A 25655-nucleotide genomic window follows, 5' to 3' on the forward strand; every position below is an offset into this window, starting at 1 on the left:
GGGTCAGTCCGTCGGCCCGGTGGGGCCGGAGCGGTTGCGCTGGTTGGCACGGTACTCCCGGAATGCCTTCCAGGCGCCGGTGGACCAGAGTGCCCAGAGCACCAGAATTGGCTGGAAGACCAATCGGATGCTGCGGTCGAGGTCGGTGTTCAGCCCGAAGGAGTCGGTGTGGGTGACCAGCTGAGAGATATTGCCGGGGAAGATCGCCACGAAGAACAGTGCCACCAGCATTCCGACCTGCACGCGAAACCGGCCGAGGGCGATGAGCGCGACGCCGAGGAAAATCTCCACGGCGCCTGACGCGACGACCACAAAATCGCCCTCGAGGGGCAACCAGGTGGGCACCTGGGCCAGGAACGCCTCACGGTTCACGGTGAGGTGGCTGATTCCGGCCAGGAGCAGGAACGCGCCGAGCACCAGACGGAAGATGGTGCGCAGGACTGTGCTGCGGGTTGTCTGTGGAGCCAGGATGGTCATGCTTCCCACCCTACATTGATCACCGGGTCAATGAGCTGGGTCCGTGAGCTGGGTCCGTGAGCTGGGTCAGAGAGTCGGGTCAGTGAGTCGGGTCAGGGCCCGGAGGCCGCCACCAGTGCGGCCACCTCGGCGTCGGTCCGGGCCTCGAACACTCCCCACATCATGTGGGTCGGCCCGCTTCCGTCGCTGCCCGCCCTGACGGGCCGGCTGATCCAGCGGTTGGCCGAGGCCGCGGCGCCCAGCGCGGCGAGGGACGGAGCAACGGTCAGCTTGCGCATGGTGCCCGCCACCACGCTGCCATCGCTGCCCAGCCGCCAGCCGCGACTGTTGGCCAGCACCTGACCCACCTCCTCGTCGGTCAACCAGCGGGAAAAGCTCCGATCAGGCGGGTCGATCTTGATCAGCTTCATGAGGTCAACTGTAATCTCGACGTCCGGTGGCGGGGCTGCACTGGTGTGCCAGGTTCACACCGGCAGCAGGGCGAGTTCGGCTTCCAGTCGCTCGACGTCGGCCCGATGGCAGAGCTCGGTGGCCGGGGTCATGGCCGTGGCGCTGCCCGCGGCGACGGCGGCGCGAAAGGCCGCGCGTGCGTCGTGGCCCTGCGCGACGCGCAGGACGAAGGCGCCGAGGAAACTATCCCCGGCGCCGACGGTGCTCTGCACCTTCACCTGGGGGACCGGCAGTCGGATGACGCCGTCCGCCGAGGCGAGAACGGCGCCCTCGCCGCCCAGGGTGAGGGCCACGAACTCGGCAGAGCCGTGCTCGACGAGGGTGCTCGCCGCGTTCATCTGGCCTTCCTCGGTGTCGAGTTGTGCGCCCACCAGTTCGCCGAGTTCGCGTCCGCTGGGCTTGACCAGGAAGACTCCTTCGGCCAGGGCCGCCGCCAGGGCCGGGCCGGACGCATCCACGATGCAGCGCGCGTCGTGCTCGCGGGCTAGTCTGGCCACCCGGGCGTAGAAGTCGTCGGGCGCGCCCGGCGGCAGGCTGCCGCTGGCCACGACGTAGCCCTGGTGCGGGATCGATGCCGCGACCCTGTCCAGGCAGGCCCGCCATTCGGCCTCGGTGACCTCTGGGCCCTGTAACACGAAGCGGAACTGTTTGCCGGTGGAAGTCTCGTCGACGGTGAAGCTCTCCCGCGTGCTGCCCGCGATGGGCACCACCACGGTGGGGATACCCTCGGCTTCGATCAGCTTGCGGTAGGCCTCGCCGGTCGGTCCGCCGGCGGCATAGATGGCCAGGGTCTGGCCTCCGAGACGCTGGATGACGCGGGAGACGTTGACGCCCCCGCCACCCGGGTCCAGCCTGGAGAGTCCGCAGCGCATCTTGTGCTCACCGACCACGTTTTCCGTCGAGGTGCTGACGTCGAGGGCGGGGTTGATGGTGAGTGTGAGTATCGGTCGCACCGGTGTCGACCTGGAAGCATCCATGACCCCAGCGTAGGACTGGCGGGGGAGCCGGATCAGCTCCGGGAGAACAGCCGGGCGAAGAATCCGCCACCGGACGAGGGCTCCTTCGGGTGGCCGGCGCAGCGATCGTTGCGGGACACGCCTCGCATGACCTGGTCGACGTGCTGACCGCAGCCTGCCCAGGTGGTTTTTCCGCAGGTCCTACAGGTCACTGCTCGGCACATGAGGTCTCCTTCGAGGTAAGTGGAGCTCCCAACAATACCCCATGGGGTATACCCGAGTCTGACCGGACGCTGATGGCGCAGCGTCGAGTGGACCCGCGGCGTAGGGTGGCGGCGTGCAGAACCCACCGCACCGGAACCCACCGGACCAGCCCGCACCGGACCAGCCCGGCCCGCAGGCCTACACGGCTGCCCAGGTGCGCGAGGCCGAGGCGCCGTTCCTCGACCGGGGCATGCCGCTCATGGCCAGGGCGGCCGGGGCCGTGGCGACCGAGGCGGCGACGCTCCTCACCGCGCGCCGCGGCGCCGCTGGGGGAGTGCGGGGTGCGCGGGTGCTGGTCCTGGCCGGTTCCGGCAACAACGGCGCGGATGCCCTGTTCGCCGCGAGGCTGTTGGCCGACCAGGGTGCTGCCCTGTGCATTCTGCCCACCAGCGACCGTGTGCACCGCGTGGCGCTCGAGGCCGCCCTCGCGCCGGGCGCCGACCTGCGCCCCGTCGACGAGCGGCCGGAGGTGGTCACCGGGCTCGCCCGGGCGGCCGATCTGATCCTCGATGGCATCCTGGGCACCGGAACCACCGGCAACCCGGCCCTGCGCGGGGCGGCGCGCGGCACCGTGGCGGCGATCCTGCCCGCCCTCTCCGGCGAGCATCCGCCCCTGGTCGTGGCCGTCGACCTGCCCAGCGGAATCGGTGTGGATGACGGCAGTGTGCCCGATCCGACCGTTTTGAGGGCCGACCTCACCGTCACCTTCGGCGGCTGCAAGGCCGGGCTGGTGCTGCACCCGGCGGCCGACTTCGCCGGCCGGGTGGTCGTGGCCGACATCGGCATCGGCGACGAGCTCGAACGCATCCGGCGTCGGGACCTCGCCTGAGCCGCGCCGCACGCGCGCACGCACGCACGCACCCGAACGCTCGCAGATCCGGGAAGGGGTTCTCGGCAGTGAGCCGGCCCGGCAGGAGCTGCCCGGCCTCGTGCGGCACGGCCTCGCTCTCCCCGGTCACCATCGATTCGTCCACCGTGAGCGTGAGGGCATCCAGCAGCACCATGTCGGCGGCATCAACAGTGCGCTGCAGGCCGTCCCGGCGCACCCGCGTCTCGGTGGGCAGCAGATCGCGCACGCGTTCCGCCGAACGGTCCGCTCAATGCTCCTGCCAGAACGCGAAGAGGGCGTTGAGCACGATCACCACGACAATCGCGATGGCCAGGGCGGGAGTGCCCGCCAGCAGTGCCAGCGCGGCTGCGGCCCACAGCAGCAGGGCAAGCAGGTGGGTGAACTGGCGCACCAACGCCCGCAGCGCCGACGGACGCGCCAGGCGGGGCGATACGTTCGCTCTGTCGGTCGCGAGCCGACGGGCGGCCTCCGCCGAGCTGAGCCCGAGCGGGCGGTCCATCGGCACTCCTTCCCTCGGCTCGTTCTGCGGGCTACCGGGGAAACTACACCCCGACCGAGGAATCCAACGAAAGGTCGACCGCGGCGATCACCCGGGCCCGCAGGATGTTGCTCCGCTCGCTGAACCCGCGCTGACGTTGCACGTATTCGGCCTTGCCCGCCGGGGTTTCGATGGCGACCGGGCGGTAGCCCCACGTGGTGAGATCGTACGGGGATGCCTGCATGTCGAGTTCCCGGATCTCGCGGGCGAGGTCGAAGCAGTCCAGCAGTAGCTCGCCGGGTACCAGCGGGCCCAGCTTGATCGCCCATTTGTAGACGTCCATGCCCGCGTGCAGGCAGCCAGGTTGCTCGAGCTGCGGCTGGTTCTCCCGGCTCGGCAGCACGGGATGAGCCTGCGCCGCGTTGACGTCGACGGCGGCGGGGGTGAAGAAACGGAACGCGTCGAAGTGCGTGCAAGCGATCCGGTGGGTCTCCACGACCGTGTCGGTGTCGCCCTGGCTGAGCCGGAGCGGGGATCCGTGGCGGTGCTCACCCTGTCGGTAGACCATGGCCCACTCGTGCAGGCCGAAGCAGCCGAAGTTGCCGGCCCGCTCCGCGGTGCGGCCCAGCAGGCCCACGATGAAGCGGATGCTCCGCGCATTCTTCAGGGCGAACGCAGCGTGATCCACGATCACGTCGTCCCCGACCGAGCGGTACCACTTCCAGGCGGCGCGCTCGTCGGCGGCCGCGCCCTGCAGCAGAATGTTCGCCCCCGGGTGCCATCGTCGCAGCAGCCCCGGACGAAATGGGTAGTAGGTGAACAGGAAGTCGTCGACCGGATGGGTGTTCTCGGTGCCGGCGCGTTCCCGGCGTCCCCGCGTGGCGGCGTCGGCACGATCCTGGTGGCGCCGTTCCAGTTCACGCCAGTCCTCGGCGACGAGCGCGGTGGGCTCGGTCGGGGCAAATGTTGGCACTCTTCGAGGGTACTCGCGGCCTGCCTGGGCGGCGCCGCCGTGTTCCGTTCCAGCAGCGCCTCCGACTACATCAACGGCATCACCCTGCCGGTCGACGGCGGTTGGCTCGCCCGACGTTGTGGAAGGTCAGGTCGGCGACCTCGTCGATCTCCGCGCGCAGCGCCACCGGGTATAGGTCGGGGGCGCCGGGTCGGTGGTAGTCCACCCATTCGGTCTCGAAGTCCAAGGTGATCTGGGGATAGTTGTTGGTCACGAGCTTGCCGGTGGGCACATCCACGATCGCCGGATGCCGCGCGGGTAGTCCGGGAACCGGGCGAAGTACGCGTCTTGGATGCGTTCGATGCCCAGCACCGGGTCGACCCCGTTCGGGTCGAGGTCGAAAGTCCAGCTGTTCTTGTCGTGAGTGGGGCCGGGCAAGCCGAGGGAGATGACCCGCTCCAGGCCGAGTAGCCGGCGCACGATGGCGGTGCGGTTCGCCCAGGGGCAGGCACACGCGGCCACCAGCCGGTAGCGACCGGGTTCCACTGGCCAGCCGTCCCGGCCGTCACGGGTGATGCGGTCTTCGATGTAGTTCGTATCGCGATCGAAGTCCTTGCCGGGCTCTACGTAGCTGGGTCGTAGGGTGCTGGGGGGCAGATTGCTCATCCTCCCACGCTACGGGAAAATCTCGTGCGTACGCATAGAATCTGGCCGTCTGAGCGGATGCGCGGTCATCGTCCGCTCAGTCGTGCAGGTGATGCAGAGGCCACGCCGTGGCGCCGGAGAGCAGCTCGAGCAACGACTGCGCCGACGAGCGGGCCTCGGCCTCGCCGCGTGGATCGTGAACGTCGATGGCCAGGGGTGGGGCCTCCCCGAATTTGGGGATGTCAACCTCGACCCGGCCACCGTGCGGCAGTGGGACACAAGCCGAGGCGGTGTGGGCGCCCTGCACCGACGCATCCAGGGCCGCGGCGATGATGCCGAGGGCCTCCGGCTTGGTGGCGTGGATATCGGCGACGATGGTAGCGACGTGGTCCATGGGTGTCCTTCGACGGCGGGGCGGTTGACCGTCAGCGTAGTCCAACCCGCGCGCCGGCCCCGCAGCTGTGGTGCTCAGCGAAGACTCCGCCCGCACCGGGGACGCTGGAGATGAAACAGCACGCTCGCGGAACGGCTTGACGGCCGTTCTGGGGGTACCCGGCACCTTAACGCGAGGCAAACAGCGGCGAGCGGGTTTGGTCACGCCCCCAGGCTCCGGTAGTCATTCTGTATGAGCAAAGTAACGAAGACGGTGAACCGGGAACTGCGGGCTGTCCGGCCCGTCAGCCTGGGCGAACTGGCCTCGCCGGCCCGTCTGGTGCCGGCCGACACCCCGCTGGCCGACATCGATCGCACCTTCCGGGCCGAACGTGGGCTGCGGTCCATTGTGGTGCACGACGGCAACCGCTTCGCGCTCCTGTCTCGTGAGCACGTGGAATACACGCTCACCGGGCGACTCGGTTACGGGCGCGGGCTGCACGTGCGATCAACGGCCGCGCAGATGATGTCGGCAAACTCGTTCTCGCTGCCGGGACACCTGGAGCTCGGTCACGCCGCGCAGCGCATCCTCACCCTGCCGGAGGAATCCCGCTACCGCGATGTGCTGGTACTCACCGATTCGGGACCGGGGGTTGTCTCGGTTTCTCAGCTGTTCGAGCGGCTGTCCGCCGACTTCCGGTACGCCGCCCTGCACGATTCCCTGACGGGCCTCGCCAACCGGCGGCAGCTCGAGGAGCGGGGTTCGACCTTCACCGCGGCTGACCTGGCCGGCGTGGCTGTGCTGTTCATCGACCTGGACGGGTTCAAGGCCGTGAACGACACCTTCGGCCACCGTGCCGGGGACGAGGTTCTGGTCGGTTTTGCCGACAGGCTGCGGGGCCTGATGCGTCCAGCGGATGTTCTGGCCCGGCTCGGCGGCGATGAATTCGCGGCGCTACTCGTGAACGTCACCGAGGCGCAGGCTCTGGACGTTGCAAACCGGGTGGTGCTTCACGCCGCCGCTCCGTTTGCCAGCGACGGCCATTCTCTGCACCTGTCGGCGTCGGTGGGCGTCTCGATGGCCGTCGATGTGGTCGACGAACTGGAGCTCAGCCAACTCGACGCGCTGCTCAGGCACGCCGACGGAGCCATGATCAAAGCCAAGAAATCCGGCAAACGCCAGGTGGCCCGGCTCGACGGGAAGGGGGCCGCGCCGATCACCCGCAACGCGCTGATCCGGCGCCGGCTGGCGGCGGCATTTGAATCGGAGACCTTCGCGCTCAACTACCAACCGCAGTTGAACCTGGTCACGGGGGAGTGCACCGCCGTCGAGGCGTTGCTGCGCTGGCACGACAAGGTGCTGGGCGAGGTGTCACCGGCGGAGTTCATTCCGATCTTCGAACTGTCCGGCGACATCCACCGCATCGGTGAGTGGGTGATCGACCAGGCGTGTGCGCAGGCGCGCCGCTGGCTGGATGCCGGTGAGCCGCGCAGCATCGCGATCAATGTGTCGCCGCTGCAGCTCGCCGCTCGTACCGTGGTTCCCCAGGTTCTCGCCGCGCTCGCCACCCATCGGGTGCCCCCCGGGCTGTTGCAGGTGGAGATCACCGAGGGGTCCGAGATCACCGACCTGCCGCGGGCGATCGGCCAGCTGCAGGCGTTGCGGGACGCGGGCCTGAGCATCGCGCTCGATGACTACGGAACCGGGTACTCGTCCCTGGCCATGTTGCGCGACCTCCCGCTGACCACGGTGAAGATCGACAAGACTTTCATCGACACGATCGAGAACTCGCCTCAGGATGCGCTCCTGGTGGGCGGAGTCATCGACACGGCCCACGCATTGGGACTGCGGGTGACCGCGGAAGGGGTGGAGCGGGCCGGTCAATTGCATCTTCTGAGAGCGATGGGCTGCGACACCGCGCAGGGATACCTGATCTCGCGACCCGTGCCCGCCCATCTGGTGCCGGCGGTGCAGTCGTGCGTGTCGGAGGGGTGTTGATCCGCGGGAGCACCTCGCGTATCTGCGCGGGCCGGTCGATAATCGGCAGCGAAGGCAGACGCACACCTCAGAAATAACCATTCGCAGAGAACCATTCGCAGAGAACCATTCAGCGAGGAGAGTCATCATGAGCACGAAACTCAACCCCTATCTCGGTTTTCGCGACAACGCCAAGGAGGCGATGGAGTTCTACCACTCGATCTTCGGCGGCGAATTGACGCGCAGTACCTTCGCGGAGTTCCAGGCCAGCGAGGACCCGAGCGAGCAGGACAAGACCATGCACGCCGCGCTCACCACTCCGAACGGCCTGTCCCTGATGGCGGCCGACACCCCTAATGCCATGGAGTACACGCCCGGCAACAACTTCTCGGTGTCGCTCAGTGGCGAGAGCGACGACGCCGCCGAAATGCGGGGCTACTGGGACCGGCTCGTCGACGGCGGTTCGGTGACGATGCCGCTCGAGGCCGCGCCGTGGGGTGACAGCTTCGGCATGTGTGTCGACAGATTCGGGGTGGCCTGGATGCTCAACATCGCGGGCGCCCCTGCGAACGCTTCAGCGACCGCGCCCCCGCAGGCCGCCTCCAGCGACACAGTATAGGTTCCGCGAACTGTGAGAAAAGCCCCGAGAATCGGAGTTTTTCGGGGCTTAGCTCACGGTTCGTGAATCAGATGAAGAGGGTTGTGGTCGATTCCGAGGCCTCGCCGAGGAACGTCGCGACGCCACCAAGCTCGACGCCGGGCATCAGGTCCGGTTCGGCTATGCCGAGCAGGTCCATAGTCATGGTGCACGCGATCAGGCGTGCACCGCCGGCCTGAGCGGATGCAATCAACTCGGGCAGTGGCGCTACCTTGTTGTCTCTCATGACCTTTTTGATCATCGCGGCACCGGCACCGAGCATGTTCATCTGAGAGAGCGGGAGGCTGCCGGCGCCCGAGGGCATCATCGTGGCGAACATCTTGTCCATCAGTTTGCGGTCCCGCTTGGGGGCGTCGGTGCGGCGCAGTGAGTTCAGCCCCCAGAAGGTGAAGAACATCGACACCTCTTCGCCCATGGCCAGGGCGCCGTTGGCGATGATGAATGCCGCGAGAACCTTGTCGAGGTCGCCGGAGAACACCACGAAGGAGGTCTTGCCCGGGCCGGCCGGTGCGGCGTTCGCGCCGGAGGCGGCCGGGGCGACGGCGCCGCCCTTGCGCATGGTGGCCACATAGCCGGGACCCTCGGGCTGGATGGCCACCAGCTGATGGCCGTTGCGCCTCGCCCAGGCCGGGGCGTCGCTGGCGAAGCCGGGGTCGGACACGTGAACAACGACCTCGTCGCCGGGGGTGAGGGCCTTCATCTTCTCGGAGAGTTTCATGATCGGGCCGGGGCAGGCGAGGCCGGAGCAGTCCAGGTCTACCTTCACGCCGGAGCCCTGGGCGAGGGCGGTGCTCGCTGCAGCCGAGGCCTGGAACGGGGCGGCTTCGGCGTACGCGGTCATCGGCTGCGGCGGTTCGTCGTTCTCCGGCTCAACCTCGTGCCAGGAGCGGAACGTGTCCGAACCGCCCGACAGGGTGGCGACATCCGTGAACCCCCGCTGCACGAGCGCGCGATGGGCGAGATAGCTGCGGAAACCGACCGCGCAGTAGAGCCGCAGCGGCACGGTGTGGTCCCAGCCCGAGCTCGCCGTACGGATGCTGCCCAGCGGCACATTCTCGGCACCCGGCAGGTGCCAGATCGAGAACTCCTCCGGGGTGCGCACGTCGATCAGGCGCGCGCCGGCGGTGGCGTCCGGGTAGTCCTGGGCGTACCAGAGGGTGAGGTCGCCGCGCAGCACGTTGCTCGCCACGAAGCCGGCCATGTTCACCGGGTCCTTGGCCGAGCCGAACGGTGGGGCGTAGGCAAGCTCGAGCTCCTCGAGGTCGTAGACGGTCTGGCCGGCGCGGAGTGCGGTGGCGAGCACGTCGAGGCGTTTGTCAACACCGTCGAATCCGGCGGCCTGGGCGCCGAGGACGCGCCCGGTGTCGGGGGAGAAGAGCACCTTGAGTTGCATCATCGCGGTGCCGGGGTAGTAGCCGGCGTGCCCGGACGGGTGCACGTGCACCGCGCGGTACGGCAGGTTCGCAGCCAGGAGCTGGCGTTCGGTGGCGCCGGTGCCGCCGGCCACCATGTCGAACACCTTGACGATGGAGGTGCCCTGGGTGGAACGGTACTCGGTGGTGCGACCGGAGATGTTCTCGGCGGCCACCCGGGCCTGCCGGTTGGCGGGTCCGGCCAGGGGAGCGAGCCACTGGCCGGGCAAAACAGTGTGCGGGGTCTCGACGGAGTCGCCGGCAGCCCAGATGTGCGGGTCGGAGGTTCGCATGTGGGTGTCCACCGTGATGCCGCCGCGGGCGCCGATAGCCAGCCCGGCGGCCGCCGCGAGGGCGGTGTTCGGCCGCACGCCGGCGGAGAGGATGACCAGGTCGGCCGGAAGCACCGTGGAGTCGGTCAACTCCACGTCGAGAGTCCCGTCCGGACGGGCGGTGAATGCGGCGGCGGCCGTGGAGAGGTGCAGGTTGATGCCCCGGCTGCGCAGGTGATGCTCCACCGGCACCGAGAGCTCGTGGTCGAGCGGCGGCAGGATCTGGTCGCTCATCTCGACGACGTCCACGGCGGCACCGCGGCGCCCCAGGTTCTCGGCCATTTCCAGGCCGATGTAGCCCGCGCCGATGACCACGGTGCGCACGGGGCCGCGGACTCCGGACACCGCCTGGGCCAGGGCGGCGTCCAGCTGGCCCTTGATGGCATCCATGTCGCCGAGGCGGCGGAGCACGTGTACGCCGGGCAGGTTGATGCCGGGCAGCGGCGGGCGCAGGGCTTCGGCGCCCGGGCACAGGGCGAGGGCGTCGTAGCTTTCGGTGTACTCACGATTGGTGTCGACCTCGCGCACGGTGATGGTCTGCGCGGCGCGGTCGATGCCCGTCACCTCGTGGCCGATGCGCACGTCGATATCAAGCGATTCGCGCAGGCTCTCCGGGGTCTGTAGCAGCAGGCGGCTTCGATCCGCGATCACCTCACCCACGTGGTAGGGCAGTCCGCAGTTGGCGAAGGATACGTGGTGGCCGCGTTCGAGAACGATGATGTCCGCGAACTCGTCCAGTCGACGGGCCCGGGCGGCGACGGACGCGCCGGCAGCGACGCCTCCAACGACGACGATTTTCATGGGATGCCTTCCGTTGGCCCGGACGGTCTCACGGCCAGCCGAGCAGATACCCCGGTGGGTATCTATCGGGGCTGTTTTGACAGTACACCCCGGCCCCTCCGGTGACCCGGGACTTTAGGCCTGCCGAATGACCGTTCGATGAAGGCGGCCGACGAGTGGCCGTGCCGAAGGTCATCACCGCGATTGTGTGCCTGTCAGCTCACCTCAGCGCTCCCGACAGCCGCCTCCCCGAACGTCACTAGAACGGCGGGTCGTCGGGGACCGGTGGTGTCGGTGTCCGCGTCGACCTGTGCCGGGGAGGCATCAGGTAGCTATCCTCCGGGGGTCGTTTCCGGCTTTTCGGACCCACCACCGGGGCGTGTGGCCGGGGTGGTCCCATGGGGTTGGCGGGGTCGGTGCGGTAGCTGCGTTTGCCTGGGGAGGTCCAGAGCAGGATCCCGCCGGGTTGTTGAGTGACGCGCCAGTGGGTGAGGTGTTTGAGTCGGTGGTGGGGTTCGCAGAGATGGGCGAGGTTGTCGCAGTCGGTCGTGCCGCCGTCGGCCCAGTCGTGGGTGTGGTCGATGTCGCTGGTGACCGCGGGCCGGGAGCAGCCGGGGAATCGGCAGGTTTCGTCGCGCACCCTCAGCCACTTCTTCATGGCTGTGGTGTTCTTGTGTTGGGTTTTGCCCAGGGAGAGCACGACTCCGGTTTCGGGGTGGGTGAGTAGTCGGGTGAAGCTGGGGGCGTGTCCGGCGATCTGTCGGGCCATCTCGGGGGAGATGGGGCCGTAGCCCTCGAGGGCGGCGGGTTCCTCGTCCAGGCCGAGCAGGGTGAGCACGGGCACGGTGATCATGACCGTGCCGCGGATCCCGGCGCCCATCCCGTCGGGGGTGATGCCGTCCAGCAGGAGTGCCCGGGTGATGTCGGCGCGGAGTTGATCGAGGGTGCGCTTGTTCTGTTCCTCATGCACATCCGAGTTGCCTGCTTCCGGTGCCGACTCGGACGACGGGTCGCCGAGTTTTTTCAGTTTCGCCGCCATGGTGTTGATCCGGGTGTAGGCGGCTTTGGTGTCGTGGGCGGTGCCGTACCAGTGCAACCAGCCCATCCCGTCCGGGGCTGCCTCCCACCGGGTGTGCCTCTCGGCGAGGGCGTTGGTGGTGCGGGTCACGATGGACTCCGGGTGCAGCCGCTCGCGGAGCCGGCGGGCTTTGTCGCGGAACCGGCCCACCGGGAGTCGCTTGGCCTCCGGGAGTATCCGTTCTTCAAACCCGGCTTGGTGGTCCGTGGGGAGTGAGCGCAGTTGGTCGAGCAGGGTGGTGGCGTGCCGGTAGCTGATCTGTCCGGCCGCGAAGGCCTCGAACGTGGCCGGGGCGAAGCCGCAGAGGTTCCGGGCCTCGTCGAGTTGCCGGTCGATGGTGCGTTCGGCCACCCGGGTCAGGCACGCGGTTTCGCTCACGATGGTCCGCCGGGCGACGTCGTGGTCGTCCCACCGGTTGTGCGCGGCCGCGCGGGCCTGGTCCGCCGTCATCGTGGCCGCGTTGTGGTCGGCGAGGCGGATGTTCTCCGGGTTGCCGTGCAGCCGGGACGCGACCTGGGGCTGTTCGCTCCAGTCCTGCATGTCCACGAGATGTTCGATGCGGCGGGCCTGGGCCCTGGCGATCAGGCGGTCCTGGGCCGCGATGAGTTCGGTGTAGCGGATCAGATCGGCCTGGACCTGTTCGTCCAGGCTGGGCGTCGGAGAGTGGTCGTCATCGTCCGGAGCCGGCGTTGGTGCCTCAACAGTGATGCTCATACCTGAGATCGTCTCACCTACCACCGACACCGCCCCTGCCCGCGCACCCCCCGTCCCACCCCATCCGCGAACCGTGAGAAAAGCACCCAAAATCACGAAAACACGGTGCTTAACTCACAGTTCGCGGAAGGGGATTAGGTTGGGGGGATGGCGAGCGAATCGACGGAGTTGACCGTAGCCGGGCCCCACGGCGACCGGGTCATGCGCATCTCGAGCCCGAGCCGGGTGCTCTGGCCGGAGCTGGGCATCACCAAGCTCGACCTGGCCGAGTATCTCGTGGCCGTGGGGGAGCCCTTCGTCGCGGCGAACGGTGAGCGCCCGGTGTCCCTGCAACGGTTTCCGGGCGGCATCGACGGCGAACAGTTCTTCTCGAAGAACCCGCCCAGGGGCGCCCCGGAGTTCATGCGGGCGGTGCCGGTGGTCTACCCGAGCGGGCGCACGCATCCGCAGCTCGTGATCGACGAACCGGCCGGTGCGGTCTGGGCCGCGCAGATGAACACCGTGGTCTTTCACCCCTGGCCGTCCCGGGCGGGCAACACCGACAATCCCGACCAGCTGCGCATCGACCTCGACCCGCAGCCAGGCACCGACTTCGACGACGCGATCCCGGTGGCCATCGAACTGCGCGCGGTGCTCGCCGAGGCGGGCCTCACCGCGTTCGTCAAGACCTCCGGCAACCGCGGCCTGCACGTCTTCGCCCCCATCGAGCCGACCCGCGAGTTCCAGGTGGTGCGGCACGCGGTGATCGCGGCCGCCCGTGAGGTCGAACGGCGGATGCCGAAAGCCGTCACCACTGCCTGGTGGAAGGAGGAGCGCGGAGCCCGCATCTTCGTGGACTTCAACCAGGCGAACCGGGACCGCACCATGGCCGGCGCCTACAGTCCACGGGCGCTGGCGCACGCCCCGGTGTCGTGTCCGATCGGCTGGGACGAACTCGAGACGTCCGACCCCACGACGTTCACCATCCTGACCGTGCCAGAGCGGCTGGCCACGACCGGCGATCCGTGGTCCACGATGCACGCTAAACCGGGCCGTATCGACACGCTGCTCGACTGGTGGGAACGCGATCTGGCCGCCGGCCTGGGCGAGCTGCCGTTCCCGCCTGAGTACCCCAAGATGCCCGGCGAGCCGCCCCGGGTGCAGCCCAGCCGTGCCCGCGACGACCCGTAGGGGCATCCGCGCGCCGTGAAGCTCGCGAAAGTGCCCGTGTGGCTGCTTCGGCAGCTCCGAAGCAACCGTTTAGCCGCTTTCGTGAGCTGACGGCACTGCTACAACTTCGGCCAGCCGAACGGGCAGTTCCGCACGCAGCCGGCCCTGCCGCGCCGGGCGCCCCGGTAGAGCGGATGCTCGTCTTCAGGCCGTGACGCGCTCGTAGCGGAGGAAACGGTAGCGCAGGTCGGTGCGAGAGGTGAGCCACTCGCCGGCCGCGGTCTGGGCGAACGCCGCACCGGGGGTGGGGGCGACGGTGTCGCCGGGTGCATCGAGGTCGACCTCGGTCACCTCGAGGTGGTCGGCCAGATCCAGCGCCTGACGGTAGATCTCGCCCCCGCCGATCACCCAGACCGGAGCGGGAGCCGCGGCGGCCAGCGCGTCGGTCAGGGAGTGCACCACCGTGGCGCCCTCGGCGGCCCAGTCCGGCTGGCGGGTGATGACGACATTGTGCCGGCCGGCCAGGGGACGAAACCGCTCCGGAAGCGAGTCCCAGGTGCGGCGGCCCATGACGACGGCGCCGTCCAGAGTGAGTTCCTTGAAGTGTGCAAGGTCTTCCGGGAGCCGCCACGGGATGGTGCCGGCGTCGCCGATGACCCCGTTGACCGCTTGAGCCCAGATCAGGCCGATCGGCGCGGCAGGCGCATCCGGTGCAGGCGCATCCGGTGCATCCGCCGCCGACCGAGCCTCAGACGGCAACGGGGGCCTTGATCGCGGGGTGGTGCACGTAGTCCACGACCTCGAGGTCCTCGAACTCGTAGTCGAAGATGCTGTCGCGCTGGGTGGTGATCTTCAGCTGGGGAGCCGGGTACGGGGCGCGGCTGAGCTGTTCGGTGACCTGCTCGAGATGGTTGGAGTAGATGTGGCAGTCGCCGCCGGTCCAGATGAAGTCGCCCACCTCGAGGCCGGTCTGCGCGGCGACGAGGTGGGTGAGCAGCGCGTAGCTGGCGATATTGAACGGCACGCCGAGGAACAGGTCGGCGCTGCGCTGGTAGAGCTGGCAGGAGAGCTTGCCGTCGGCCACGTAGAACTGGAACAGCGCGTGGCACGGGGCCAGCGCCATCTCGGGGATGTCGGCGACGTTCCAGGCCGACACGATGATGCGCCGCGAGTCCGGGTCGGTCTTGAGGGTCTCGATGACCTGGGCGATCTGGTCGATGTGCCCTCCCGCCGGGGTGGGCCAGGACCGCCACTGCACGCCGTAGACCGGGCCGAGCTCACCCTGTTCGTCGGCCCACTCATTCCAGATACGCACGCCGTGCTCCTGAAGCCAACCCACATTGCTCTCGCCGCGCAGGAACCAGAGCAGTTCATAGGCCAGCGACGGAAAATGCACCTTCTTGGTGGTGATCAGCGGGAAACCCTTGCTGAGGTCGAAGCGCAGCTGGGCGCCGAACACGCTGAGCGTGCCGGTGCCGGTGCGGTCGGCCTTGGTCGCCCCGGTTTCCAGAACCAGGCGCAGCAGGTCTTCGTAGGGCGTGGCAATGGAGCTTGGCTCGGCTGCAGTGTTCATCGAATCAAATCTACAGCGTGCCCGGCCGCTGCCAGAAGGGAGCCGTCACATCCGGTGCCCAGGGCCCCATCCTCGATAACATGGGGCGGTGAAGCCCTTTCTGCTGCTGGCGACCCGTTCCGAGGATGAAGCCGCCGACGACGAATACGCGGGGTTCCTGGCGGCCGGCGGGCTGATGCCCGGGCAGCTGCACAGGGTGCGCCTCGAGGCCGCACCGATGCCGCCGATCGCCCTCGGCGACTACTCCGGCGTGATCGTGGGCGGCAGCCCGTTCAACGCGAGCGACCCCGACGAGACCAAGTCAGCGGTGCAGCACCGCGTCGAGCGCGAACTGGCCGGCCTGCTCGACGACGTGGTGGCACAGGACTTCCCGTTCCTCGGCGCCTGCTACGGCATCGGCCTGCTCACCAGCTACCTCGACGGCGTCGTCGACGACACCTGGTCGGAGGTGGCCGGTCCCATCGTGGTGAGCCTCACCACGGAGGGCGTGGTCGACCAGCTGTTCGGCCGGGTCACGGACACCTTCGAGGCCTTCGTGGGGCACAAGGAGGCCTGCACGGTGCTGCCGACGGGTGCCGTGCTGCTGGCCACCGGGGAGGACTGCCCGGTTCAGGCGTTCAGGATCGGCCGGAACGTCTACGCCACGCAGTTCCACCCCGAGCTCACACAGGCCGGCATCCTCACCCGGCTGCGGGTGTACCACGACAACGGTTACTTCGCACCGGATGCTTACGATGAGGTGATGGCCGCCATCGACGCCTCCTCGGTGACCGAGCCGGCCACCATCATGAAGGCGTTCGTGGAGCGGTTCGGCACCGCCTAGAACCGGGGCCGGCTCAGAGCAGTTTGCGCGCCGTCGCCCAGGCGGTGAGCTCGTGCCGGCTGGACAGCTGCAGTTTGCGCAGCACCGCCGACACGTGGGTCTCCACGGTCTTGGGGGAGATGAACAGCGCGCTGGCCACCTCCTTGTAGGCGTAGCCGCGGGCAATCAGACGCATCACCTCCTGCTCCCTGGCCGACAGCCTGTCGAGTTCGTCGGTGGTCGCCGCGGTCTCGCCGGCGACAGCGCCGAAGGCGTCGAGAACGAAGCCGGCCAGGCGCGGCGAGAAGACGGCGTCGCCTCCGGCCACCCGGCGGGCGGCATCCGAGACCTCTGCGCCGGACGCGCTCTTGGTGATGTAGCCGCGGGCACCGGCACGGATGACGGTGACCACGTCGTCCGCCGCGTCCGACACGCTCAGGGCCAGGAACAGGGTCGACGGGGCCAGCGGCGCGGCGGCGTGGATCACTTCGGCGCCGCCACCCCCGGTGCCACCGGGCAGGTGCACGTCCAGCAGCACCACCCGCGGCTGGGTGGCGACGACCACGGCGATTGCCTCGTCGACGGTCGCGGCCTCGCCGAGCACGTGCAGCGTGGGGTCGAGCTCGGAGCGCAGCCCGGACCTGAAGATCGAATGGTCGTCGACGATCACGACGGTGAGGTCGCGGGGGGTGCCGGAGGTCGGTTTGGTCATGGGGTGTCTTCCTGGCTGTCGAGGGGGAGGGAGAGCCGGATCTCGGTGCCGGTTCCACCCGGGCCGGGGCGCACGGAGGCTGTGCCGCCGGCCCGTTGCATGCGCGCCAGGATCGACTCCCGCACGCCCATCCGGTCGGCCGGGATGTCCCCGATGGAGAAGCCCGGTCCGCGGTCGGTGACGCTGACCTCGATGGCCCTCGGCGACGACTCCACGTAGACGGAGACGCTGCCCCCGGCGTGCCTGGCGGCGTTGAGGATGGCTTCCCGTGCGGCCGCGAGCAGGGCGTCCGGCACCTCGCGGTCGACGGAGCCGACCGCGACGACATCCACGTGAACCGCAAAATCACGCTCGACGGTGGTCGCTATGCCGCGGAGCTCGGCGGCCAGGTCGACGGGACCGTTCGTGGCGCCGGTGAACAGCCAGTCCCGCAAGTCCCGTTCCTGGGCGCGGGCGAGCCTGGCGGCCTCCGAGTGCGGGCCGGCCTTCTGCTGGATGAGCGCGAGGGTTTGCAGCACCGAATCGTGCAGGTGCGCGGCCATCTCGGCCCGGCCGGCCTCCCGCTCCCTGGCCGCCCGTTCGTCGGAGAGATCGCGGGTGAGCCGCACCGCCCACGGGGCGACGACCACGGCCACGCCGACGAGCACCGACAGCGCCGCCACGACGACGGTCCAGACGTTGGGGTTGTCACTGGTGACGAAGAACAGCAGGATGCCCAGAGCCACCAGCACCAGCGCCCCGAGCGCGCGCACCAGCATGCCAGAGCTGCGGGGACCGGCGCCGCTGCGCAGCTCGGCGAACTGGCGCCAGGCCAGCCCGGTGCCTGCCAGCGCCACGATCGCGGGGATGATGGCGTCCAGAGGCAGGTCGGCGCCGAGGCGGTCGGCGATCAGCGCTCCGGCCGTGCCGACCAGCGCGAGCCCCAGGAGGATCTCGGTCACCGGCGCGCGACGAGGCTCCCGGGCAGGGGCATCCGCCGCTGCTGCGCTCGCCGCTCCCGGGCCGGCCCCTGCGCCGGCGGGCAGGTCGCCCGGCACCGTGCGCGGGCCGGGTGGGGCCGGGCCGGAGCCGGTGAGGGCGGCCTTGGGCAGCCGGTCCCCGCGCCCGTCGCCGCCAGCGCCATCCGCCGTTTCGTCGGGGGTCGTGGCCCAGAGCCAGCCGTAGAGCAGCATGCCCGCCCCACCGCACAGGGCCAGCACGAACGTGACGGTGCGCACGAAGGTGACCGGCAGGCCGGAGTGCCGGGCGAACCCAGCGCACACGCCCGCCACGATGCGCAGGCGTGGCCGCACGAGGTGCCCGGTGAAACGGGGATCGGTGGGACGCAGGAGGGTCACAGCACCATCCAAGCACCCATGGCCGTGCAGGTCGCACCCCGAGTCGCTCCGTCGGGGTGCAATCAGGGTCTTCCCCCATGGCCGGGTGCCAGGCGCGGCAGCAAGATGGAGTCATGACCGAGACACCGTCCTCCAACCCGCCGACTACTCCGTACGGCGCCCCCAACACCTCCGGGCAGCCCAAGGCCCCCGGCGGGGCCGCGTTCTTCGACTGGGTGCGCGGCCTCGGCTTCGTGCGCGGCCAGGAGCGTTGGCTCGCCGGCGTGTGCGGTGCGATCGCGGCACGCACCGGACTGGACCCGCTGATCGTGCGCGGCATAGCCGTCGTGATCGCCATCCTCGGCGGGCCGATCTTCTTCCTGTACGCGGTGGGCTGGGCGTTGCTGCCCGACGAGTCCGGCCGCAGCCTGGTGGAGAAGGCCGCCCGGCAGATCTTCGAACCGGCCATGATCGTCGTCGGTGCGCTGCTGTTCTTCACGTTCGTCCCGTGGATGCAGGGCATCTGGTGGCAGGGACCGCCAGAGGTCTGGGGGATGCCCGGCTGGCTGGAGGTGCTGTTGCGCACCAGCTGGGCCATCGGCCTGACGGCGGGCATCATCGTGCTGGTGATCTACATCGCCAGGCGGGTGCCGTCTTCGCGGAACCAGCCATCCGGCTACCCCGCCGGGCCTCGGGCCGGGGGGTATCAGCAGGGCGCGGCTCCTCAGCCCGGCTCCACCCCTCAGCCCGGCTCCACCCCTCAGCCGGCGACAGCGTCCCAGCCGGTCGCGCCTGCCGAGTCCGCACCGACGCTGTCCGCGCCGTCCGAGTCCGGCTCGACCTCCCGGCCGGCCCCGACCGCAACTTTCGTGCCGCCGGTCCCGCCCGTTCCGGAGCCGCCGGCCTCCACCGGCGCCTCACTCTGGGACGATCTGACGGGTAAGCCCAACGGCTCTGCGCCCAATGGCTCTGCGCCCTATGGATCGGCGCCCTACGGTTCTGCTCCGACCGTCCCCGCCGCTCCTACTCCCGCCGCCTTCGACCCGCGGCGCTACCAGGCCTCGCGTCGCCGCAAGCAGTTGGGCGCCGGCTTCGTCGCGGTCGTCGCCGGGCTCGCCCTCAGCGTCGGCGCCGTCGCGGCATCTTTCGTGGCCGACGGATCCTGGTCCAACAGCACCTTCTTGGTCGGGGCATCCGCCGCGCTCGCCGTGATCGCCGTGGGTATCGTGGTGGCCGGTGTACGCGGCAAGGAGGGCGGCTGGCTGAACTTCTTCAGCATCGTCCTGGCCGTCTCGATGGCCTGGACCGCCTTCATCCCCGCGGGAACCGACGTGGTCACGTTCGGCGATCCCACCTGGCGCTACAACGCCACCAGCTACAACGCCGGTAACTCCGGTGCCGACGGCTCCAACACAGACAACCCGACCGGGTTCCTGATGATCGCCGGCGCACCCGTCATCGACCTGACGGATGTCGACAACGCGCCGTCCAGCGCCGACCACAGCGTCGACGTCTGGATCGCGTTCGGCGACGTGGAGTTGGTGCTGCCCGAGAACCGCACCGTGGCCGTGGACGCGAGCATCCTCGCTGGCGGGGTCGACTACACCGGCCAGCAAGAACTTGACCGCGGCGGGGTGCTGTTCAACGACTCCCGCATCGTGGCCGAAGGTGCAGGCACAGGCGTGACGACAGTCCGGGTCTGGACGCTCTTCGGCCAGGTCACCATCAACCAACAGGCACTGCGGTAGCCGACAGCCACCCTCGCACCACGCTAGGAGACACCATGACCGACCAGAACAGCCCAGCCGACGGCCCCGACAACGAACCGACGATCCCACTGAACAGCATCCCAGCTACCACCACCCCACGCACCAGCACGCCACTGAACAGCACGCCACTGAAGGGCACCCCACTCGAGTCGACCCCGCCGGCAGCCGCAGACCCGCTGCCCCGACGCCGACCGCTCTTCGCGACCATCTTCTGGGGAGCACTGATGCTCGCCCTCGCGGCCTTCATGGCGGCCCGTGAGCTGGTGCCGGGCAGCTTCGACCTGGTCACCTGGCTGCTCACCGCGATCGTGGGCATCGGGCTCCTGCTCGTCGTCGCCGGGATCGCCGCCGCCGCCCGTCGCGCGGGTTGAGCCGCACCGAGCCGCATCGAGCATCTCCCAGCCGCTCCCAGCCGCCCCGGGGTAGACCTTGAGGGTGCCGTGTACGATGCCTCAGGTCCGCGCGGAGATCCAGCCTGGCACCGAAAGTCCCGACGGGTTCTCGTTCGCCATCCACCCTGCCGTCACCGCGCCCTTGAGTGCCTAGATGACGCGGAAGACCTTGCTGATCACGGGTTCGGCATCCGTCAGCTGCCACTCGGGCTGGCCGAGGTGCTGACGGATGGCAGGAACCAGCGTTCGCCAGTAGTCGCGGTGTACGGTACGCCAGTGCTCAAGCGTGGGAGATTCGCGACGGGCCAGTTCGAGGGTGACCTCTGACACCGTGGTCTCGACGACGTCGAGGATCTCGATCACGGCGACCCGGGTGTTGCCGGAGTCGACGAGGGCGTAGAGCGTGCCCACGGTGGGCAGCGCCTCTCCGGTCATCTCGTAGGCCACCCGCAGGTTGGACGACCCGGTCTTCGCCCCCGACATGATCAGGGCCACCATCAGCTCGCGGAATTCACTCGGTTCGCCGAATACGAGCGGGGGCAGGGTGTGGATTTCGGCGATCATGGTGACTTTCTAACGCGAGCGCCCGCGTCTGCGCGCGCGCGAGAAGGGAACACCAGCATAAGCGGACGGACAGGTTCGCTGGTTCAGCGGAAAGCGGCTCACCCGGCCGCGTTCGCGCAGCTCGCCGGCGCCTGACGCTCATCGCGCGAGCGCGGTGCCGGTGGCATGATGCGACTACCGCGCGCCGCCGGTTCCGGCGCCTGCGCGACGACGATGGGAGAGAACCATGGCATCACGGAAGTGGAGCGAGATGAACGGCGGCCAGAAGTTCGGCGTCGTGGCCGGGGCCATCGTGCAGCTGGTGCTCGCGGGTCTCGCCTGGAGCGACCTGGCGCACCGGCCGGCGAAGAAGGTCAACGGGCCGAAGGGGGTCTGGGCGGCCGTAATCGCGATCAACTACGCCGGCCCCATCGCCTACTTCCTCGCCGGCCGCAAAGACTGACCTGCGCACACGGTGAGGTACGGACTTCCCGCCTTCAGCATCGAAACGAAGGCCGGATGTCCGCGACTCACCGGGCGGCAGGTGGCGGGAGCGCCGGTTAGGTGTACCAGCTGGGCTCGGGCACCTCGTTCAGCAGCACGTACTGGCCCACCTCGCGCTTCTTGTACGCGGCGGGGTCGTGCAGGCTGTGCGTGCGCAGGTTGCGCCAGAAGATGTCCAGGCCCACCGAGTTGGCCGACGCGCGGGCACCGGTGAGCTCGTAGATCTTGCTCGTGGTCTCCAGGCCGTCCTCGATGGCCCGCAGCTTGGCGGCGGCGATGAGCACAGCGATCTCGCCCCGGCGCCGTTCGGTGAGTTCCTCCCGGGGCGCGTGCAGAACCTGGCTGATCTCGGCGCCGGCCCTGTCGGCGATGGCCTCGTCGGCCCAGAGCTTGGACTGCAGCTGCCCGTAGCCCTCGAGCAGGTACCATTCGTCGGTGGCGCGCTCCTTGTTATCGCCGCCGTACGGCCAGGCCCGGGTCGACGTGCGGGTGTACGCCGACGCCGTCTCGATGGCGCCCTGGGTGATGCCCAGGTAGAAGTTCGTGAAGACCAGCTGGATGGCCGGCACGTTGAGGGTGTTGTAGATCAGCGGCTGGAAGATTTTCTCCACGAACCCGGCCGCGGCGGCCCAGGGCACCCGCACATCGCGGATCTCGACGGAGCCGGACTCGGTGAGGCGCTGGCCGAGGTTGTCCCAGTCGTCGCCGAACACGATGCCGGGCTGGTCGGTGGGCACGATGGCGAAGATGTGGGTGTCGGTGCCGGCCAGCACCCCCTCGAGCACGGTGAGGTCGGCCACCTGGCCGCCGGTGGAGAACGACTTCCGGCCGCTGAAGACCAGCTCGTCGCCGTCCTCGGTCACGGTGAGGTCGGAGTCGCGCGGGTTCACCGCACCACCGAAGAGGAAGTTGTTGGCGGTGTAGAGCTCCTCGACGGCGAGGATCTGCTCGTCAGTGGCCACCAGGCGGGCCGCCCAGGCCCACAGGTAGTGGTAGCCGAGCAGTTGCCCGATCGAACCGTCGCCGCGGGCGACGACGCGGATGACCTGGTACGCGGTCTCCCAGCTCTGCCCGCCACCGCCGTGGGCGAGGGGGCCGAGCAGGGTGACCAGGCCGGCGGCCTTGAGCAGGCGCACCTCGGCCTGCGGAGCCAGGTTGGCCCTGTCCCGGTCGACGGCGTCGACGATGAGGATGTCGGACACCTCCCTGGCGCGCTCGAGCCAGCCTTCCCGCGTGGTGGGAGCCGGCACACCCGCCCAGCGGTCATCGAATGCGCGGGTGTCTGGTGCGCCGGTGTCTGGTGCGGCGGCAGATACGGGGGTACTGAGTGCGGTGTCGGTCATCGGAGGTCCTATCGTGGTCGGCAGCGGTCTCCTCGAGGCGGCGTTCAGGCACGGCAGAGCAGCGGCACAGGTGCTGCCGCTTCGATCGTTCCAGCACGTTTCGCTCGAGGTGATGCAACCCTAGGCATACCGAGGGCGGCCCGGTGGAATACGACCCGAGGTTACGTCACACCCCGTCATCCGCCTGGCCGGTCAGTCCAACACGCCGCCGAGGTCGTACGCTATCGGCCGCTCCAGCTGGTCGAAGGTGCATGATCGGGCGTCCCGGTCCGGGCGCCAGCGCTCGAACTGCACGGTGTGCCGAAACCGCTCGCCCTCCATGTGGTCGTACCGCACCTCGAGCACCCGGCTGGGCCGCAGCCGCACGAACGAGGTGTCTTTGTTCGCCGAGAACCGGTTGCGCTCGGTCTGGCCGGTGACCACGGCGCCATCATCGTCGTGCAGCACCAACGGTTCCAGCTCGTCGACCAGCCGCAGCCGCCGGGCGTCGCTGAACGCGGATGCACCGCCGACGCTGCGCAATTCACCGGCGTCGTCGTACAGGCCGAGCAACAACGATCCCACCCCGGTGCCGCTCACGTGCGTGCGGTAGCCCAGCAGCACGACATCCGCCGACCTGTGGTGTTTCACCTTGAACATCGAGCGTTTGCCCGGGGCGTACACGGCCGCCAGCGGTTTGGCGACGATGCCGTCCAGGCCGGCGCCCTCGAACTCGACCAGCCAGCGGCGGGCAAGGGCGACGTCCCGAGTGGTGCGGGTGAGGTGGATGGGGTCACCGAGGGCGCCGACCAGGTCTTCGAGGGCAGCGCGGCGTTCGGCGAACGGGGTGTCCAGCAGGCTCCGGCCGCCGCGGGAGAGCAGGTCGAAGGCGACGAAGGTGGCCGGGGTCTCGTCGGCGAGCCGGCGCACCCGGGTGGCCGCCGGGTGGATTCGCTGTGACAGCATCTCCCAGGAGAGGTGTTCGGAGCCGGGGACGCCCGTGCGCAGCACGATCTCGCCGTCGAGCACGCACGGCTCAGGCAGCAGATTCTCGAACGCGAAGGTGAGCTCGGGAAAATACCTGGTGAGCATCTTGGAGCCGCGGCTGGCGATGGTGCTGACCTGTCCGTCGAAGGAGACGATGCTGCGGAAGCCGTCCCACTTGGGCTCGTAGCAGAGGCCCCCGGGCACGCTGTCTTGCTCCGGAACCGTGTCGACGGCCCGGGCGAGCATGGGAGAAACGGCTGCTGCGACTGCCATGCCCGCAGTCTGGCCCGCTTCACGCCCGCCGAACACCCTCGCTGCACATATTCCCAGCCGGTGAGGCATCCATGCCGTTGGAGGCATCCGAGGGTGAGGAAGATGGAAGCATGACTGAACGCCCGAGCACGACCAACTTCCGCCGCGCCCGCGACCGGCTCCTCGAGCTGCGGAGCGACCACGCAGGTGCCTCCGCCGCCTTCGTCTGGCCGGACGTCGGCGACAGCTTCAACTGGGCGACGGACTGGTTCGACGTGATCGCCACCGGGAACGACAAGACCGCGCTGTGGATCGTCGAGGAAGACGGCCGCGAACTCACGGTCAGCTTTGATGCGATGGCCACCCGCTCCGACCAGGTCGCCTGCTGGCTCATCCAGCAGGGCGTGGCCAAGGGCGACCACGTCATGCTCATGCTCGGCAATCAGGTGGAGCTCTGGGAGACCATGCTGGCCATCATGAAGGTGGGCGCGGTCATCCTGCCCACCTCCACGGTGCTCGGCAGCCATGACCTGGCCGACCGGGTGGAGCGCGCCGGCGTGCAGCACGTGATCGCCAACGCCGAGGACACCGCCAAGTTCGCGGGCGTGGAAGGAGCCTTCACCCGCATCTGCGTCGGCCGGCCCACTGCGGGCTGGACCGGCTACGCCGAGTCCCACCAGGCCGGCACCGGCAAGGTCGACGTCCCCGTGGCCTCCACCGACCCGTCGCTGATCTACTTCACCTCCGGCACCACGAGCAAGCCCAAGATGGTGGTGCACAGCCAGACCTCGTACCCGGTCGGTCACCTGACCACCATGTACTGGCTGGGCCTTCGTCCCGATGATGTGCACCTGGCCATCAGCTCGCCAGGCTGGGGCAAGCACGCCTGGAGCTGCTTCTTCTCGCCGTGGATCGCCGAAGCCACCGTATTCGTCTACAACTACTCGAGGTTCAACCCCGCCGCGCTGGCGCACCAACTGCACCGCGCCGCCGTCAGCACCTTCTGCGCGCCGCCGACGGTGTGGCGGATGCTGATCCAGGCGGATGTCGGTGCCAAGCCGGAGAGCCTGCGCGAGATCCTCTCGGCCGGGGAGCCGCTGAACCCCGAGGTGATCAGAGCGATCCAGCGTGCCTGGGGCCTGACCATCCGGGACGGCTACGGCCAGACCGAGACCACCGCGATCGTGGGCAATGTGCCCGGGTCGAAGTTGTTGGCAGGCTCCATGGGGCAGCCGCTGCCCGGCGTGGCTGTGGTGCTCGTAGACCCGATCACCGGTGAACTCACCGAGGAGGGTGAGATCTGCCTGGACCTGGGCACCCTCGCGGTGAACCTGATGTCCGGCTATCACGGCGACGCCCGGCGGAGCGCCGAAGTGATCCGCGACGGCTATTTCCACACCGGCGACGTTGCCAACCGGGATCAGAACGGCTACCTCACCTTCATCGGCCGCACCGACGACATCTTCAAGTCCTCCGACTACAAGGTCTCGCCTTTCGAGGTGGAAAGCGTTCTGATCGAGCACCCCGCCGTCATGGAGGCCGCCGTCGTGCCCGCTCCCGACGACACCCGGTTGAACATCGCCAAGGCCTACGTGGCGCTGGCGGCCGGCTGGGCGCCGGACGCCGAGACGGCACTGGCCGTGCTGCGGCACGCCCGCAACGGCCTGCCGCCGTACATGCGGGTGCGCCGGGTGGAATTCTTCGAACTGCCCAAGAGCAACTCGGGCAAGATCCGCCGGGTGGAGTTGCGGGCCCGGGAGAACGAGGCCGCGGCCGCCGATGTGCGCCTGGCCGACGAGTGGCGCGACGACCAGTTCCCGGAGCTGAAGAAGCGGTCCTAGCCCGCGCCGTGACGACCCCTCGCGGCGAGTTGCCCTCGTACGGACCAGCTGCCCCGCTCTGGTGGGGCAACTCGTCCGCAGCGGGGCAACTCGACGG

The 25655-nt window shown here is 69.1% G+C and carries 24 protein-coding genes and 1 pseudogene; 9 read left to right on the forward strand and 16 right to left on the reverse strand.

All coding sequences use genetic code 11. The features are described 5' to 3' along the window. Positions 1-3: 3 nt before the first annotated feature. From BJQ95_RS07430 to BJQ95_RS07440, 3 genes are all read right to left on the reverse strand, one after another. Entirely contained in the window at positions 4-477 is a 474-nt protein-coding gene (locus BJQ95_RS07430; RefSeq protein WP_130178283.1) for a DoxX family membrane protein, read from the reverse strand. 92 nt (positions 478-569) lie between these two features. Then, positions 570-887, reverse strand: a complete 318-nt coding sequence (locus BJQ95_RS07435) for a hypothetical protein (RefSeq protein ID WP_130178284.1) — start codon at positions 885-887, stop codon at positions 570-572. A gap of 54 nt (positions 888-941) precedes the next feature. Next, a complete protein-coding gene (locus tag BJQ95_RS07440) occupies positions 942-1904 on the reverse strand; it encodes a 1-phosphofructokinase family hexose kinase (protein ID WP_205750158.1) in 963 nt (320 codons plus the stop codon). A gap of 316 nt (positions 1905-2220) precedes the next feature. On the opposite strand from BJQ95_RS07440, the gene BJQ95_RS07445 reads away from it, so the two are divergent. Further along, positions 2221-2976, forward strand: a complete 756-nt coding sequence (locus tag BJQ95_RS07445) for an NAD(P)H-hydrate epimerase (RefSeq protein WP_240694815.1) — start codon at positions 2221-2223, stop codon at positions 2974-2976. A 268-nt stretch (positions 2977-3244) separates the two neighbouring features. Here BJQ95_RS07445 and BJQ95_RS07450 read toward each other — a convergent pair whose 3' ends face one another. From BJQ95_RS07450 to BJQ95_RS07465, 4 genes and pseudogenes are all read right to left on the reverse strand, one after another. Beyond that, positions 3245-3496 carry a cation-transporting P-type ATPase gene (locus tag BJQ95_RS07450; protein ID WP_205750159.1) on the reverse strand — a complete coding sequence of 84 codons (252 nt, stop codon included), beginning with the start codon at positions 3494-3496 and terminating at the stop codon, positions 3245-3247. A 43-nt stretch (positions 3497-3539) separates the two neighbouring features. Further along, positions 3540-4448: a 3-methyladenine DNA glycosylase gene (locus BJQ95_RS07455; protein ID WP_130178285.1), complete on the reverse strand. Its 909-nt coding sequence runs from the start codon at positions 4446-4448 to the stop codon at positions 3540-3542. A gap of 112 nt (positions 4449-4560) precedes the next feature. Continuing rightward, positions 4561-5093, reverse strand: a pseudogene (locus BJQ95_RS07460) (glutathione S-transferase family protein); the annotation flags it as partial. Between the two features lie 76 nt (positions 5094-5169). Beyond that, positions 5170-5466, reverse strand: coding sequence for a hypothetical protein (locus tag BJQ95_RS07465; protein ID WP_130178286.1), 297 nt, complete (start codon positions 5464-5466; stop codon positions 5170-5172). Positions 5467-5697: 231 nt separating this feature from the next. Here BJQ95_RS07465 and BJQ95_RS07470 point away from each other — a divergent pair, with 231 nt between their 5' ends. Together BJQ95_RS07470 and BJQ95_RS07475 are read left to right on the forward strand one after the other, a co-directional pair. Continuing rightward, positions 5698-7443, forward strand: coding sequence for a bifunctional diguanylate cyclase/phosphodiesterase (locus tag BJQ95_RS07470; protein ID WP_130178287.1), 1746 nt, complete (start codon positions 5698-5700; stop codon positions 7441-7443). Positions 7444-7570: 127 nt separating this feature from the next. Beyond that, positions 7571-8041 carry a VOC family protein gene (locus BJQ95_RS07475; RefSeq protein WP_130178288.1) on the forward strand — a complete coding sequence of 157 codons (471 nt, stop codon included), beginning with the start codon at positions 7571-7573 and terminating at the stop codon, positions 8039-8041. 67 nt (positions 8042-8108) lie between these two features. On the opposite strand, the gene BJQ95_RS07480 is transcribed toward BJQ95_RS07475, so the two are convergent. Both BJQ95_RS07480 and BJQ95_RS07485 read right to left on the reverse strand, forming a co-directional pair. After that, positions 8109-10625 (reverse strand): FAD-dependent oxidoreductase, encoded by a 2517-nt coding sequence (locus tag BJQ95_RS07480; protein ID WP_130178289.1) that lies wholly within the window; start codon positions 10623-10625, stop codon positions 8109-8111. 238 nt (positions 10626-10863) lie between these two features. Beyond that, positions 10864-12396, reverse strand: coding sequence for an HNH endonuclease signature motif containing protein (locus BJQ95_RS07485; RefSeq protein WP_256041572.1), 1533 nt, complete (start codon positions 12394-12396; stop codon positions 10864-10866). A 147-nt stretch (positions 12397-12543) separates the two neighbouring features. Between BJQ95_RS07485 and ligD the strand changes: the two genes are divergently transcribed. Then, positions 12544-13566 (forward strand): non-homologous end-joining DNA ligase, encoded by a 1023-nt coding sequence (ligD, locus tag BJQ95_RS07490; RefSeq protein ID WP_130177920.1) that lies wholly within the window; start codon positions 12544-12546, stop codon positions 13564-13566. A 183-nt stretch (positions 13567-13749) separates the two neighbouring features. Here ligD and BJQ95_RS07495 read toward each other — a convergent pair whose 3' ends face one another. Together BJQ95_RS07495 and BJQ95_RS07500 are read right to left on the reverse strand one after the other, a co-directional pair. Then, entirely contained in the window at positions 13750-14235 is a 486-nt protein-coding gene (locus tag BJQ95_RS07495) for a dihydrofolate reductase (RefSeq protein WP_130177941.1), read from the reverse strand. 58 nt (positions 14236-14293) lie between these two features. Next, positions 14294-15118, reverse strand: coding sequence for a thymidylate synthase (locus BJQ95_RS07500; RefSeq protein WP_130177921.1), 825 nt, complete (start codon positions 15116-15118; stop codon positions 14294-14296). Positions 15119-15206: 88 nt separating this feature from the next. Between BJQ95_RS07500 and BJQ95_RS07505 the strand changes: the two genes are divergently transcribed. Then, a complete protein-coding gene (locus tag BJQ95_RS07505; protein WP_130177922.1) occupies positions 15207-15941 on the forward strand; it encodes a glutamine amidotransferase in 735 nt (244 codons plus the stop codon). 13 nt (positions 15942-15954) lie between these two features. Here the strand turns inward: BJQ95_RS07505 and BJQ95_RS07510 are convergent, their stop codons facing one another. Then, on the reverse strand, positions 15955-16632 hold the full coding sequence (locus BJQ95_RS07510) for a response regulator transcription factor (protein WP_130177923.1): 678 nt from the start codon (positions 16630-16632) through the stop codon (positions 15955-15957). Next, on the reverse strand, positions 16629-17969 hold the full coding sequence (locus tag BJQ95_RS07515; protein ID WP_240694762.1) for an ATP-binding protein: 1341 nt from the start codon (positions 17967-17969) through the stop codon (positions 16629-16631). The genes BJQ95_RS07510 and BJQ95_RS07515 overlap by 4 nt, the downstream gene beginning before the upstream one ends. Positions 17970-18082: 113 nt before the next feature. On the opposite strand from BJQ95_RS07515, the gene BJQ95_RS07520 reads away from it, so the two are divergent. Then, entirely contained in the window at positions 18083-19696 is a 1614-nt protein-coding gene (locus BJQ95_RS07520; RefSeq protein WP_165384942.1) for a PspC domain-containing protein, read from the forward strand. Between the two features lie 35 nt (positions 19697-19731). Next, the gene (locus BJQ95_RS07525; RefSeq protein WP_130177925.1) at positions 19732-20088 is read left to right on the forward strand and encodes a hypothetical protein; all 357 of its coding nucleotides are present in this window, start codon (positions 19732-19734) and stop codon (positions 20086-20088) included. Positions 20089-20259: 171 nt separating this feature from the next. Here the strand turns inward: BJQ95_RS07525 and BJQ95_RS07530 are convergent, their stop codons facing one another. Then, positions 20260-20673: an ASCH domain-containing protein gene (locus BJQ95_RS07530; protein ID WP_130177926.1), complete on the reverse strand. Its 414-nt coding sequence runs from the start codon at positions 20671-20673 to the stop codon at positions 20260-20262. Between the two features lie 226 nt (positions 20674-20899). On the opposite strand from BJQ95_RS07530, the gene BJQ95_RS07535 reads away from it, so the two are divergent. Beyond that, a complete protein-coding gene (locus BJQ95_RS07535) occupies positions 20900-21115 on the forward strand; it encodes a PLDc N-terminal domain-containing protein (protein WP_130177927.1) in 216 nt (71 codons plus the stop codon). Positions 21116-21212: 97 nt separating this feature from the next. Here BJQ95_RS07535 and BJQ95_RS07540 read toward each other — a convergent pair whose 3' ends face one another. Together BJQ95_RS07540 and BJQ95_RS07545 are read right to left on the reverse strand one after the other, a co-directional pair. Beyond that, positions 21213-22499 (reverse strand): acyl-CoA dehydrogenase family protein, encoded by a 1287-nt coding sequence (locus BJQ95_RS07540; protein WP_130177928.1) that lies wholly within the window; start codon positions 22497-22499, stop codon positions 21213-21215. Between the two features lie 192 nt (positions 22500-22691). Next, positions 22692-23738, reverse strand: a complete 1047-nt coding sequence (locus tag BJQ95_RS07545) for an ATP-dependent DNA ligase (RefSeq protein WP_130177929.1) — start codon at positions 23736-23738, stop codon at positions 22692-22694. A gap of 110 nt (positions 23739-23848) precedes the next feature. Here BJQ95_RS07545 and BJQ95_RS07550 point away from each other — a divergent pair, with 110 nt between their 5' ends. Further along, complete coding sequence (locus BJQ95_RS07550; protein ID WP_130177930.1) at positions 23849-25558, forward strand: AMP-binding protein; 1710 nt, start codon at positions 23849-23851, stop codon at positions 25556-25558. The last annotated feature ends 97 nt before the right edge of the window (positions 25559-25655 follow it).

It is taken from the genome of Cryobacterium sp. SO1, assembly GCF_004210215.2.
Taxonomy (GTDB): Bacteria; Actinomycetota; Actinomycetes; order Actinomycetales; family Microbacteriaceae; genus Cryobacterium.

Excerpts from the sequence above, each read along its gene's own strand:
- BJQ95_RS07550 (WP_130177930.1), top strand. The coding sequence starts at position 23,849 with ATGACTGAACGCCCGAGCACGACCAACTTCCGCCGCGCCCGCGACCGG.
- BJQ95_RS07440 (WP_205750158.1), bottom strand. The coding sequence starts at position 1,904 with ATGGATGCTTCCAGGTCGACACCGGTGCGACCGATACTCACACTCACC.
- BJQ95_RS07470 (WP_130178287.1), top strand. The coding sequence starts at position 5,698 with ATGAGCAAAGTAACGAAGACGGTGAACCGGGAACTGCGGGCTGTCCGG.
- BJQ95_RS07450 (WP_205750159.1), bottom strand. The coding sequence starts at position 3,496 with ATGGACCGCCCGCTCGGGCTCAGCTCGGCGGAGGCCGCCCGTCGGCTC.
- BJQ95_RS07480 (WP_130178289.1), bottom strand. The coding sequence starts at position 10,625 with ATGAAAATCGTCGTCGTTGGAGGCGTCGCTGCCGGCGCGTCCGTCGCC.
- ligD (WP_130177920.1), top strand. The coding sequence starts at position 12,544 with ATGGCGAGCGAATCGACGGAGTTGACCGTAGCCGGGCCCCACGGCGAC.
- BJQ95_RS07435 (WP_130178284.1), bottom strand. The coding sequence starts at position 887 with ATGAAGCTGATCAAGATCGACCCGCCTGATCGGAGCTTTTCCCGCTGG.
- BJQ95_RS07530 (WP_130177926.1), bottom strand. The coding sequence starts at position 20,673 with ATGATCGCCGAAATCCACACCCTGCCCCCGCTCGTATTCGGCGAACCG.
- BJQ95_RS07465 (WP_130178286.1), bottom strand. The coding sequence starts at position 5,466 with ATGGACCACGTCGCTACCATCGTCGCCGATATCCACGCCACCAAGCCG.
- BJQ95_RS07475 (WP_130178288.1), top strand. The coding sequence starts at position 7,571 with ATGAGCACGAAACTCAACCCCTATCTCGGTTTTCGCGACAACGCCAAG.
- BJQ95_RS07540 (WP_130177928.1), bottom strand. The coding sequence starts at position 22,499 with ATGACCGACACCGCACTCAGTACCCCCGTATCTGCCGCCGCACCAGAC.
- BJQ95_RS07545 (WP_130177929.1), bottom strand. The coding sequence starts at position 23,738 with ATGGCAGTCGCAGCAGCCGTTTCTCCCATGCTCGCCCGGGCCGTCGAC.
- BJQ95_RS07525 (WP_130177925.1), top strand. The coding sequence starts at position 19,732 with ATGACCGACCAGAACAGCCCAGCCGACGGCCCCGACAACGAACCGACG.
- BJQ95_RS07485 (WP_256041572.1), bottom strand. The coding sequence starts at position 12,396 with ATGAGCATCACTGTTGAGGCACCAACGCCGGCTCCGGACGATGACGAC.
- BJQ95_RS07510 (WP_130177923.1), bottom strand. The coding sequence starts at position 16,632 with ATGACCAAACCGACCTCCGGCACCCCCCGCGACCTCACCGTCGTGATC.
- BJQ95_RS07520 (WP_165384942.1), top strand. The coding sequence starts at position 18,083 with ATGACCGAGACACCGTCCTCCAACCCGCCGACTACTCCGTACGGCGCC.
- BJQ95_RS07430 (WP_130178283.1), bottom strand. The coding sequence starts at position 477 with ATGACCATCCTGGCTCCACAGACAACCCGCAGCACAGTCCTGCGCACC.
- BJQ95_RS07500 (WP_130177921.1), bottom strand. The coding sequence starts at position 15,118 with ATGAACACTGCAGCCGAGCCAAGCTCCATTGCCACGCCCTACGAAGAC.
- BJQ95_RS07535 (WP_130177927.1), top strand. The coding sequence starts at position 20,900 with ATGGCATCACGGAAGTGGAGCGAGATGAACGGCGGCCAGAAGTTCGGC.